11 protein-coding genes are annotated in these 12,335 nt (G+C 35.7%); 1 reads left to right on the forward strand and 10 read right to left on the reverse strand.

Annotation, left to right across the window (positions count from 1 at the left end):
• Positions 1-79: 79 nt before the first annotated feature.
• The 4 genes from BUB90_RS06020 to BUB90_RS06035 all read right to left on the reverse strand — a co-directional run bounded on the left by BUB90_RS06020 (position 80) and on the right by BUB90_RS06035 (position 4,620).
• The gene (locus BUB90_RS06020) at positions 80-1,093 is read right to left on the reverse strand and encodes an NAD(P)H-dependent glycerol-3-phosphate dehydrogenase (RefSeq protein ID WP_073284568.1); all 1,014 of its coding nucleotides are present in this window, start codon (positions 1,091-1,093) and stop codon (positions 80-82) included.
• 27 nt (positions 1,094-1,120) lie between these two features.
• Positions 1,121-1,747: a glycerol-3-phosphate 1-O-acyltransferase PlsY gene (gene plsY, locus BUB90_RS06025; RefSeq protein ID WP_073284937.1), complete on the reverse strand. Its 627-nt coding sequence runs from the start codon at positions 1,745-1,747 to the stop codon at positions 1,121-1,123.
• Between the two features lie 4 nt (positions 1,748-1,751).
• Positions 1,752-3,077, reverse strand: a complete 1,326-nt coding sequence (der, locus tag BUB90_RS06030; RefSeq protein ID WP_073284571.1) for a ribosome biogenesis GTPase Der — start codon at positions 3,075-3,077, stop codon at positions 1,752-1,754.
• A 232-nt stretch (positions 3,078-3,309) separates the two neighbouring features.
• Entirely contained in the window at positions 3,310-4,620 is a 1,311-nt protein-coding gene (locus BUB90_RS06035) for a DUF512 domain-containing protein (RefSeq protein WP_073284574.1), read from the reverse strand.
• A 316-nt stretch (positions 4,621-4,936) separates the two neighbouring features.
• Here BUB90_RS06035 and BUB90_RS06040 point away from each other — a divergent pair, with 316 nt between their 5' ends.
• The gene (locus tag BUB90_RS06040; RefSeq protein ID WP_073284577.1) at positions 4,937-6,112 is read left to right on the forward strand and encodes a ribose-phosphate pyrophosphokinase; all 1,176 of its coding nucleotides are present in this window, start codon (positions 4,937-4,939) and stop codon (positions 6,110-6,112) included.
• Positions 6,113-6,196: 84 nt separating this feature from the next.
• Here BUB90_RS06040 and BUB90_RS06045 read toward each other — a convergent pair whose 3' ends face one another.
• The 6 genes from BUB90_RS06045 to BUB90_RS06070 all read right to left on the reverse strand — a co-directional run bounded on the left by BUB90_RS06045 (position 6,197) and on the right by BUB90_RS06070 (position 12,335).
• Positions 6,197-7,045, reverse strand: a complete 849-nt coding sequence (locus BUB90_RS06045) for an RDD family protein (RefSeq protein WP_073284580.1) — start codon at positions 7,043-7,045, stop codon at positions 6,197-6,199.
• Positions 7,046-7,059: 14 nt separating this feature from the next.
• Positions 7,060-7,638, reverse strand: coding sequence for a hypothetical protein (locus BUB90_RS06050; RefSeq protein WP_073284585.1), 579 nt, complete (start codon positions 7,636-7,638; stop codon positions 7,060-7,062).
• A gap of 1 nt (position 7,639) precedes the next feature.
• Complete coding sequence (locus BUB90_RS06055; protein ID WP_073284588.1) at positions 7,640-8,344, reverse strand: hypothetical protein; 705 nt, start codon at positions 8,342-8,344, stop codon at positions 7,640-7,642.
• 9 nt (positions 8,345-8,353) lie between these two features.
• A complete protein-coding gene (locus BUB90_RS06060; RefSeq protein ID WP_073284591.1) occupies positions 8,354-9,673 on the reverse strand; it encodes an SPFH domain-containing protein in 1,320 nt (439 codons plus the stop codon).
• A gap of 301 nt (positions 9,674-9,974) precedes the next feature.
• Positions 9,975-10,865 carry a peptidoglycan editing factor PgeF gene (pgeF, locus tag BUB90_RS06065; protein ID WP_084139123.1) on the reverse strand — a complete coding sequence of 297 codons (891 nt, stop codon included), beginning with the start codon at positions 10,863-10,865 and terminating at the stop codon, positions 9,975-9,977.
• Positions 10,866-10,949: 84 nt separating this feature from the next.
• Entirely contained in the window at positions 10,950-12,335 is a 1,386-nt protein-coding gene (locus tag BUB90_RS06070) for a sensor histidine kinase (RefSeq protein ID WP_073284594.1), read from the reverse strand.

A 12,335-nucleotide genomic window follows, 5' to 3' on the forward strand; every position in this document is an offset into this window, starting at 1 on the left:
CGCCTCCTATCTTTAAAAACCAAAAACACGCTATGAAATTTACGTAAAGTTCGTTCCATAGCGTGCTTTTATCTATTTTCTATTTTTCCCACTCAAGGTCAGAATATTCTCTTCTCTTATCACGAAGTAATAAGTCAGTTACTGCTTCTTTCGCAGACTTGTCCTCGAATAAAACTTTATTAATCTGTTCTACGATTGGCATAGATACATCGTATTTCTTAGCTAATCCAAGTGCTGCTTTTGCTGAATATACACCTTCAACTACTTGCTTTACTTCATCCATCGCTTCCTTCATTGTGTAGCCTTTGCCCATAAGGTATCCAGCTCCACGATTACGGCTATGTTTGCTTGTACAAGTAACGATTAGATCACCAACACCTGATAAACCAGCGAAGGTTTCCATTCTTCCACCCATAGCAATTCCAAGACGACTCATCTCTGCAATTCCTCTTGTAATTAGGGCAGCCTTTGTATTGTCTCCATAACCAAGACCATCAGCAACACCTGCCGCTAATGCGATTACATTCTTTAAAGAACTACCTAATTCTATGCCTACGATGTCTGGACTTGTATATACACGAAATCTTTCATTCATGAATATGTTTTGAATAAAACATGCTGTCTCCTTAGTATGAGCACCTACTACACAGGTAGTTGGTATGCCTTTACTTACTTCTTCCGCATGACTAGGGCCTGATAATACAGCTACATCTGCATTATTAAGTTCCTCTTCAATAATCTCACTTAAAGTCATTAATGTAGTTTCTTCAATACCTTTTGCTACATTAACTACCATTTGGCTTTCTTTAATAAAAGGCGCTGCAAGCTTTGCAGTAGATCTCACATAAGGAGATGCAACTGCGAAAACTATTAAATCTGGATTCTCACATGCATAAGGAAGATCTCCTGTTATCTCTATATTATCAGGTAATTTCGTTCCTGGTAATTTATCGATCTGTTCTCTATGCGTTTGTAACATCTCAATCTCTGGTTGTAATGCTGACCAAAGAATTACTTCATGACCATTATTTGCTAATACGATTGAAAGCGCTGTTCCCCAGCTTCCCGCTCCTAATACCGTAACCTTACTCATTTATCACAATACCTCCCGGTAACTTCGTTATTTTACATCTACTTTTTGTCCTAACTTGTTCTCTGTTCCATTTAACAGTCTTTTTATATTACCATTATGTTTATAAAAAGCTGACACTGTGAAAAAGCAACTGACAATTAGCATATGTAGGAATTGTGGATTATTTCGATAAAACAGTACAACACCAATCGGAAAGATAATGGATACCAATAAAGAACCTAAGGATACATATCTTGTAACTGCTGTAATAATCACAAAACCACACAATGCAACTAAAGCGACTCTCCAGTCGAATGCTAGAATAACGCCGCCTGTGGCAGCAATTCCCTTTCCGCCTTTAAAATGTAGCCAGAAAGGATAATTGTGGCCTAGTATAACTCCGAGTCCCGTATAGAGTGCTAATAATTGCGACTCCATAGCAGAATTTTGAAACAAAAATAATCGAATTATTAAAATAGGTATCAATGCTTTAAATGCATCACCTAGGAAAGTAATCGCCCCCGCTTTTACTCCTAACGTACGTATTGCATTCGTTGTACCAGCATTCCCACTACCATAATTTCTTATATCTATATTATTTGCCTTGCCAACTATATAACCAGTTGAAATGCAACCACATGCATATCCAATGCATAAGCAAATCAATATATCGATCATTCTATTCTTTCTCCTTTCTTTCTCGGATTATAAATTTGAGTGAGGTACCAGAAAAACCAAACGCCTCTCTAATCTTATTCTCAATATATCTAGTATATGAATAATGCATTAATTGTTTGTCATTTACAAAGATAACAAAAGTTGGTGGTTTAATAGCTACTTGTGTTATATAGTAAAGTTTCAAACGTTTACCTTTATCTGAAGGTGGTTGTTGCATTGCTACTGCTTCCATTAAGATTTCATTTAACACACCAGTTGCAACACGAAGTGCATGATTTTGAATAACAACATCCATTATATCAAAGATTTTATTAACACGTTGTCCTGTTTTAGCTGAGATAAATACGATCTCTGCATAAGGCATATAAGATAAAATCTCACGAATTCTCTTTGTATGCTCATAGATAGTTTTATCGTTCTTCTCAATGGCATCCCACTTATTAACAGCAATTATAACACCTTTTCCTCTTTCATGGGCAATACCAGCAATCTTTGCATCTTGCTCTGTTACACCTTCGCTTGCATCGATTACTACTATAACAACGTCGGCACGTTCTACCGCTGTTACTGTACGGATAATACTATAACGTTCTAATTCTTCTTTTATCTTGCTCTTACGTCTAAGACCAGCTGTATCAATGAATACATATTCTTTATCTTGCCATGTAATTGCTGTATCGATAGCATCACGTGTTGTACCTGCTATATCCGATACGATAACACGTTCCTCTCCAACTAGACGGTTGATGATTGATGATTTACCTACGTTTGGTTTACCAACGATGGCAACACGTGGTCTTTCATCCTCTTCTTCCTCTGTCGCACTTTCTGGGAAGTGTTTTGCTACTTCATCAAGCATATCACCCATACCAAGACGAGAAGCGCCAGATACAGGAACTGGATCACCAATTCCAAGATTATAGAATTCATATACATCTGGCATGAACTTTTCAAAACTATCTACCTTATTAACAACTAAGATAACTGGTTTGCCTGATTTTCTAAGCATGTCTGCTACTTTAAAATCAGAATCTACAACGCCTTGACGTACATCGGTTATGAACAAAATTACATCTGCTGTCTCAATTGCGATTTCAGCTTGTGCACGCATGTGCTTTAACATTAAATCTTTACTTTCTGGCTCAATACCACCTGTATCAATCATTGTGAATTGATAATTTAACCAAGTGACATCAGCATATATACGATCTCTTGTTACTCCTGGATAATCCTTAACAATTGAGATTTTTTCCCCGGCAAGAGCATTAAACAATGTAGATTTTCCAACGTTTGGACGTCCTACAATCGCTACAATCGGTTTACTCATTTCTATTTCTCCTTAACTTATATCTTACATCGATTTACTAGTTCAACACTTCCACCAAACTAGTTACTATTCTCTATCGCTTCATTCTGTTCTCTAAATAAAATTACATGGGGTTCAGTTCACCTAATTTTATTTACTTGTCTTTAACATAATAACAATAATTGTTGTTTTTGTAAACTGTTTCTTATTTTGATTTACAAATGTTTTTCTGCTAATTACAAACTCATTTTATCTATGATACCATAGTTTCTACAAATGATTTTCCATCTTCTTTACAGATTCTTATCTTAATTCCAAGTTCTCTTTCTATATCAGAGATACGTAAATCATCAAGTAATACATCTTCATCATCTCTTAGTAATACACTTGGTAATATCAAATACTCTCCAAGATCTTTTCCTTTGAGCTGTTTAATAATATCTTGTCCTGTGAGCAATCCTGCTACTGTAATATCTTTACCAAAGAACTCGTTTTCAATTGCATATACGTTGGCTTCAATATTCGAATACTTCGTCGTAACATCTTTTGCTAATTCTTCTATAAATGGCGCTGCTAACTTACCTGTAGCCATTGATATCTTTCTTGCGCTTGTATTACCTTCTACTTCCTCAAGATAATCCTGTACTTCTTCTATTAAAGAGCGTACCATACCAACACCATTTTCGATCTGTCCAAAACCTTCATAACAATCTGCATCTGGAATTGGAAGTCCAGCTGTAATATACCACTCATCACTAGCAAATACGAATCTTGATCCATGTTTTTCTTTAATTCGTTCTTGCCATGAGTGTATCTGTTTTAATACCTGTATTGCATCTTCCTTCGTGAATTTCTCAACTTGAGTAAGATTATCACGGTACTTTGTCAAACCAATCGGAACAACAGATAAACTTCGCATATAAGGTATATACTGTGATAAATCTTCAATTGATTTATCAAGTTCTTTCCCATCGTTATAGCCTTTACATAATACTATCTGGCTATTCATTTCGATTTCGTTCTCGTAGAGTTTCTTAATCTTATCTAGTGCTTCCCCTGCAAAACGATTATTTAACATCTTGCAGCGAAGTTCTTTGTTGGTAGTATGGACTGAAATATTAATTGGAGCTAATTTATATAAGATAATTCGGTCAATATCTTCATCTGACATATTAGTTAATGTAATATAATTACCTTGTAAGAATGATAATCTAGAATCATCATCTTTGAAATATATAGTATCTCTCATATCTTTTGGATTCTGATCAATAAAGCAAAAGATACATTTATTACGACAAGTACGATATTTGTCCATTAATCCTTCATCAAATTCAATCCCAAGATCTTCTTGGTACTCTTTCTCGATCTCTAATTCCCACTCTTCACCGTTTGGTTTAAGAATCAGTAGTTCAAGGAATTCGTCGTTGACCAAATAATGATAATCAAATACGTCTTGTATCTCATTTCCATTAATTCTTAATAGAATATCTCCTGGTTCTATATCTAGTTCATCGGCTATGCTGCCTGCAGCCACACTTTTTACAATATGATCTTTTTTTAACATGGCTTTCTTTCCTTTCTATCTATATGGTTCCACTAATAAGTTCGTATGCATTCCGTCTATTCGCTTCTTATAAATCATCTTAACTATATAATTACCCAAATATTTTTAAAGCATAACTTATATAATACCAATTAATCGACTACTTGTAAACTTGCTTTTTACTTTAGTCCATTTATGCTACTGTTTTATCTGGAACTTTTTTTCATGCATAATTACCATGTCATAGTTAATCACTATTGTTTCTTATTGACGAATTTGTTTTAGGGTGTTATAAATGATAGAGAATAATTACGTGTGACACAAATAGGAGGTACTCATGACAAAAGTCTCATTCAGCGAATATATTCCAGTCGCTCCCCTTAAAATATACGCTCATTCAAGCTGTGAAGATCTTGGTTCTTTAGTGAACAATGACATTATCCATAGTAGAAATAATGATAGCGCAAGAGAAAAAGCCCATGCACTTGCTCGAATCGGTTATCAATCCGATAGTTATCTTCTAGATGCAGATTGCTTTCGATTTGGTACTGGTGAAGCAAAAGCAAAGTTAAATGAATCCGTTCGCGGAAAGGATTTATATATTATTGCCGATGTTACCAATCATAGTGGTGCATATCAAGCTTCTGGATATACAACTTTCACTTCTCCAGATGATATCTTTCAAGATATCAAGCGTATTATCGCTGCTTGTAATGGAAAACCATATCGTACAACCGTTATTCTTCCTTATCTTTATGAGAATAGACAAAACCGTCGTAATGTATTAGAATCTCTTGACTGCGCTACCGCCCTTCAAGAACTAGCAAATATGGGTGTTAAGAACATTATTACATTCGAATCTCATGATCCTACCGTACAGAATGCTATCCCAATACAGGGTTTTGATAATTTTACCACTGCTTTACAATTCATTCGTGAGATTGCTCACACACAAAATGATATTACCTTCGATAAAGAAAACCTAATGATTGTTAGTCCAGATGACGGCGGTATGAGTCGTGCTGTGTATTATGCTAATGTTCTTGGGGTTGATATGGGTATGTTCTATAAGAGAAGAAACTATACTACCAAAGAGAATACACATGGCAAAAATCCCGTGCTTGGTTTTGAATTCTTAGGCAATAATGTAGCGGATAAAGACATTATCGTCGTTGACGATATGATTGCAACTGGTACAACCGTGATTGAAACTGCTTATGAACTTAAGAAACGCCATGCAAGAAACATCTATATCGCTGCTACTTTCGGTTTATTCTCAGAAGGCTTTGCACGTTTTGATAAAGCTTATGAAGATGGTGTTATTAGTCGAATCTATACTACTAACTTAGCATACGCATCAGAGGAATTAAAGAATAAGCCATACTATACAAGCGTTGACTTAAGTAAGTACATTAGTTTAATAATCAATACGTTAAATCATGATACCTCCGTTAACGATATATTAGATCCTACAATACGAATTCAAGAACTCTTAGCTGAGATTAGAAAGTAGTACCATTTAAAAGGACTGTTGTACAAACTCTTTATTAGTTGTACAACAGTCCTTTTACTACTTCTTTTCTATTTTAATCTAATCTTACTTTATAGGAGAACCACAGTATTCACATTCGCCAACTTCACCATCAAGAATCTTATTATTTCCTCCACAGTTTTTACAGATAACAATACGAGGTTCTTTCTTTTTTGGAGGTTCTTTTGGTTCTGTAAATGGCTGTTGGTTTGTAATTATTGTTTGACTAACATGTATCTGATTATATGGACTTGATTGTTTACTTGGCTGTTGTCCTTTAATTAGTTGTTGTTGTAATTGTTGCTCTGCAAACAGTAGTTGACTAAGTGGATCTTGGATAAATTGTGATTGATTATATTGTGGTTGATTTCCCTGCAATTGTCCCGCTATGTTACTTTCTGTAACTGAATTTACAAGTACAATTTCCCGTTTACTTTCGTCAATATAAGCACCTTCAAAGAAACCTTTATTAATCATTTCTATTAGGTCATTATGTGCTTTTTCATAAGTGGTTGGAAATGCACTAGCAATACTATCTATTTGTCTTACTCTGTTATTTTCAACAATTGCTATGTATTTTCTATATCTGTTGGTTTTCGTTCGTTTACTTCTAGCCATGAATAGCATAACTCCTCCACCAATGAAGAAAAAGCTTCCTACTCCCCTTAATACTTCAATAGTACTTTCTACACTTTCACCATTTTCTGATACCACTAAGTTAGATTCGCTTAGAGAAATATATACGACAGCTAATACAATAAACATCCATCCGACTACTCTGAGTACTTTTCCTTCTCCTAAAGTATTCCCTTTTGAGATTTTTTTAAATAATAGATATAAGCCAACTGGCCAAAATATTATTAATAAAAAGATTACCACTCCCCATGAAGGTGAGCTTTTTGCTTCTCTTGCCATAATTTCTTACCTTTCTATCTATTAATAGGAGAACCGCAATATTCACATTCGCCCACTTTACCATTTGTTATTTTATTAATTCCACCGCAATTCTTACAAGTTACACTCACATATTCCATATCTTTAGCATTCTGGTTGTTCATATAAGGATTACTCGCAGTTTGCATGGTATTAGAGGTATTATTCATTTGTCCCCCAACATGTGCTAATACAATTCGGTTATTCTCAGAGTCAATATAAGCATTAACAAAATACTTCTTAATAATCATTTGTTGCAAGTTCCTAGTAACTACATCTTGAGAAGCCCCTAAGCCAAGCGCCAGATTCTCAATAGAACCAGTTGGATCAGTAGATAATCTGGCCACATAAGTTTTAAAATCAGAAATTAATTTTTTTCTTTTCTTACTCAGTATAATTAGCCATATTCCTAAACCTGTCATTACAATGGCTAAGATAATTTCATTTAATGCCCCTCTGTCAATTATAAAGGTTATGGTAGAATAGCTAAATGTAAAAGTGAAGATTACTCCAAAAAACAACTGTATCTTCTCTATTATTTTACTTATAACAAGTGCGCCTTTTCCTTTATTCACCTTAGATTCCCCCCACTTTAGTTAACTTTACTTCTTGTTTTCTTTTATTTATTAATACTAGAATCTCCGAAAGTAGATTTTTAATTTCGGTATCCTTTTCATCTTCTCCATACTCTTGTACTAAAACTACTTCTAACTTTGCTACTGCATTCTGAATAAGCTCGTCACTTGGTACAAGTGATGAGGTATCACTATAGCATAACTCATCTGCTATCTTTTTGAGTTGATCTGCATATTTCGTATTCCTACTATCATCACTTAAGGAGGTAAGCTGATCGGTTACAAGAGTCAATGTCATTACCGTATTCATTGTTCTAGTATCCGAAGCCTTAACACTCGATGCCGTGAAGAAACCAATCGTAATTCCTATAATCGCAAGCACCCAAATGATTAGTTGCCATGAATAAAATCCTCGTAAACTATCAACATCTCGGCCCATATAGATACACGATACAAGAATGGAAGCTATCGAGCCAACACCTAAGGTAATACCGCATACTGTTCTTACTATGATTTGCGATGTAGTTCTACTTAAATATTCAATGGTTAATAATCCTCCAAATAACACAATCTCAGCTCCTACGATGAAACCAAGACAAATAAACATTGATGTTCTCCTATCTTCTGTCAACAAAGCAAATAATATACCAGTGAATACTACTATAATAACTCCAATAATTGAGATTGCGCTGTTCCTGTTCTTCATCTTCTCCCCCTATTCTAGCTTCTCACCGCATTCTGGACAGAACTTAGGTGATCCTTCTATGGATATACCGCACTTAGGACAATTCTTCTCCAATGATATCCCACATTCTGGACAAAATTTTACATTCCTTGAAACCATGGTTCCGCAACCAGGACAGCTTTTTGGCTTCTCATATCCACATTTATCGCACTTAGTAGCATCATCAGGCATGTCATAACTGCATTGTGGACATGGATTATATTTATTGCCACATTCCGAACAAAACTTCATATTCTTATCTAACTTAGCTCCACAACTACTGCATGTAGTCCCTGCATTCTTACTATTCTTATCATCTTCCCCTGCACTCTCTGTATCAAATCCACAGGTACCGCAAAACCGCTGGTCTTTCTTCATCGTAGCATGACACTTTTGACATTCCTTATGTTTATTCGTAGCACCATTACTTGTGTTAATTTCTCCTGAAATTGAACCAAAGGCATTACCTACCGTACCGCCAAGTCCAACGCCCATTCCAAGTCCAAGACCTGCTCCCATAATCGGTGCTGCTGATGAACCTGAATTCTTAGCTGCCCCTTCTAACGTATCGAAGGATCTCTCTTGTTGATAATTGTAGCCAATGATATTCATCTCTGCACGTTTTGCTAGTGCATCCTTTAATTTGATTACAGCTGAATCATCCTCTGGAATGCTAAGATCATTCACATAGAAATTAACAAGCGTAATACCATATTCTTTCATGGTTGGTTCAATACGTTCCTTCATAAAAGTGGATAGCTCATCAATATATGCATTTATTTCAAGTACACTGACTTGGTTATGTATTAAGTATTGGGATACGGCATCTTTTACCTTCGTTATGTATAAGCCTCTAAAAAACTTCACAATACTAGCCTTATCTAGTATCGAAAGTGTACCTACTAATTTAATTAAGAATTTCTTTGAGTCTTCGATATGGATTCCAAAAACACCATTGGAACGTATAGGAATAAACACTCCGTACTTTGGATCTTGTATCTGTATAGGGGATGCTGTTCCCCACTTGATATCCAATGAATAGACTTTGTTAATATACCACACTTCTGCTGTGAAAGGAGAACGCCCACCAAATGGTAGATTCACCACCTTATTTAGGATTGGTATATTCGATGTATCTAGCGTGTGCCTTCCGCTACCAAACACATCAAGTACTTTTCCACCCTTAACTAATACCGCCTCTTGAGACTCATTAACGATTAATTGTGTCCAAGTACCTAACTCCTCACTAGGATATTTCCAAGCAAATACATCTGGACCTCCGTTATACTTAACCACTTCAACTATTGCCATAATGCCTCCTAAAGATAATACTTATTACCTATGTATTTTATATTATTTAATTTTTACTATATTAATCCGTAATTAGTTTAACATTAACTTTCCCTTATTTCAATTCAAATCATACATAATTTAGTAAGGAAGTAACAAACTGGGTTACATGAAACGCGATATACATTTTATTATGGATGGGAGAAAGACGATAAAAATGTGCGATGTTTAAGTTAAAGCTTAGGGTGTCAAAAGCCCTCAAAAAAATATAAAATGACTTTTGACACCCTAATCAATTAATAACAATGTTGTTTTTTGATATTTATTCTATAGATAGAAATGCTGCTAGATTGCCACGCATTCCCTTTGATGCACGATGTGAAAAGAACACCTCGTGATTGCAACAAGTACAGATATTTGAATTCGTTATGTTTTCGCTTGGTATTCCTGCTTCCACACAATTTGCTTGATTCGCTAACCATAAGTCAAGTTGATATTTTCCGCCTGTCTTCTTTTCTAACAAGGTATCTGCAATTTCCTTAGGATACGCTTTCACAAATTCCATAGCTACATCTTCACTAATCTCATAGCAGTCTCTACAGATAGATGGTCCAATTACCGCAATTACATCTTCTGGATTGGTACCAAATTCTTCGTTCATAGCCCTAACCGTGTGCACAGCCATCTTATTTACCGTACCCTTCCAACCAGAATGAGATAATCCGATTGCTTTGTTCTTAGTATCTACAAAATACAAAGGGACACAATCGGCATAGTACGTAACAAGTGGAATATTGGGACACTCCGTAATCAAGCCATCTATCCCTTCTAGTTCTCTCGGATAACGATACCCTTTTCCTCTGTCTTTCTCAGTTACAACATGTATCTTCGTATCATGTACTTGGTCTGAGAATACCAAATCACTTGGATCAATATGAATTGCTCTACAGATTCTACGGTAATTCTCCCTAACATTCTCTTCTTCATCACCTCTAGAAAAGCTAAGATTCATCGATGTGAGATGTTCTTTACTTACTCCACCTAATCGAGTTGAGAAACCATGCTTTATATAAGGCAGTTTCTCCAATACAGGATATACAATATATCCAACGTCTCCATCAAAGTGTAATTCTCCCGCTTTTTGACCTTCTGCATTATAGGTAATATCACTTACTTGATTTTTATCTTTATATTTTAATTGTATGTCTTTCATAATTACTCCAATCTATACACTCTTTTACGGTAATACCTCACCATTATATCATTTTGGGGATAATGGTGTCAAAATGTCTATCATTTATTTCGGCAATGTTACGGTAAAACGACTGCCTTGTTCTGCACTGCTTTCCGCCTGCACAGTTCCTCCATGTGCCGTTACAATAGACTTCACGATAGCAAGTCCTATTCCAGCTCCTCCTGTTTTTCGGTTACGAGACTTATCAGTACGGTAAAAACGCTCAAAAACCAGAGATAGCTCTTGTTCTGGGATACCTATTCCATCATCTTCAATCATAATAATACTGCTTTCCTCTGCATCCCTTACTTCAATACGAATGTGACCATACTCAGGTGTATATTTAATCGCATTAGAAAGTAGGTTTTCCATTACCTGACTCAGACGATCCTTATCCGCATGTACAATTGTTGAACTGCCTGCTATTACGAGTGAAATATTTTTCTTCTTCGCTTCTATTTCGTATCTGTCGTAACAAGAATGTGCTATAACCATTAAATCTACATCCGATTTATTTAATATCAGATTATCGCTTTCTGTTTTAGCGAGGCGCTCCAAATCAGACACCAATCCCGAAAGCCTACTGATTTCTTCGTAGCAACTTTGCAGTCTATCTACACTTGGCTCCCATACGCCTTCGATCATCGCTTCTAGGTGCGAGGCAAGTGTTGTGAGTGGAGTCCGCAGTTCGTGTGCAACATCTACGGTGAGTCGTTTTCTTAAGTTTTCCTGCTCGGCAAGCCCCTCTGTAAGACAGTTGATAGCAGCTGCAAGCTCATCTAGTTCTTTTAATTTTGTCTTACCTTCAAAACGTATGGAATAATTGCCTTCTGATATCCGTTTCGCAATATATACCGTCTTTCTTATTGGACGTGCGATACGAGCTGCTAATAAACTTCCAATTATCAAAGATAGGAATAGCGATATAACTCCAATTACTATAAGTACAACATTTAAGGTATCTAAAAAATGAAAATCACTTTCACTGAAAAAAAACGGTCCGAAATAGCTGACCACCATAGAGCCTATCTCCCGACCATTCACGGTAATCGTGTAATCATGTGAGACAAATTCACCACTAATATCAGGTCGTCTTTCTATCATTCTTTCCGTTATCTCATGCATAATTTGCGCACACATAGCCATGTCATGGTTTTGTGCATCCCAAACTATTTCACCGCTTTTATCATAAACTTTGATAATGTAGCCATCATATAATGCGAACATGCCCATACCATGAATAAATTCAATATTCCATTCCTTTGTTATGCAGTCGTACTGTTGCGTGAAATTAGCTACGATATTATCGGCTTTCTTTTTCTGCTGCTCTGCTTTATATATCTCAAATTCACGATTAATGATTATGTTTGACAAGAGACTAATTACAGCTATAGTAAACAGTACCGTCATCATAATTGTAAGGGATAATTGTGACCGCAGTCTTCTCAT

The organism is Anaerosporobacter mobilis DSM 15930, from assembly GCF_900142955.1.
Taxonomy (GTDB): domain Bacteria; phylum Bacillota; class Clostridia; order Lachnospirales; family Lachnospiraceae; genus Anaerosporobacter; species Anaerosporobacter mobilis.

Coding starts and splice junctions, on each gene's coding strand:
- BUB90_RS06070 (WP_073284594.1), bottom strand. CDS start 12,335: ATGAGAAGACTGCGGTCACAATTATCCCTTACAATTATGATGACGGTA.
- BUB90_RS06020 (WP_073284568.1), bottom strand. CDS start 1,093: ATGAGTAAGGTTACGGTATTAGGAGCGGGAAGCTGGGGAACAGCGCTT.
- BUB90_RS06035 (WP_073284574.1), bottom strand. CDS start 4,620: ATGTTAAAAAAAGATCATATTGTAAAAAGTGTGGCTGCAGGCAGCATA.
- BUB90_RS06055 (WP_073284588.1), bottom strand. CDS start 8,344: ATGAAGAACAGGAACAGCGCAATCTCAATTATTGGAGTTATTATAGTA.
- der (WP_073284571.1), bottom strand. CDS start 3,077: ATGAGTAAACCGATTGTAGCGATTGTAGGACGTCCAAACGTTGGAAAA.
- BUB90_RS06040 (WP_073284577.1), top strand. CDS start 4,937: ATGACAAAAGTCTCATTCAGCGAATATATTCCAGTCGCTCCCCTTAAA.
- BUB90_RS06060 (WP_073284591.1), bottom strand. CDS start 9,673: ATGGCAATAGTTGAAGTGGTTAAGTATAACGGAGGTCCAGATGTATTT.
- BUB90_RS06045 (WP_073284580.1), bottom strand. CDS start 7,045: ATGGCAAGAGAAGCAAAAAGCTCACCTTCATGGGGAGTGGTAATCTTT.
- pgeF (WP_084139123.1), bottom strand. CDS start 10,865: ATGAAAGACATACAATTAAAATATAAAGATAAAAATCAAGTAAGTGAT.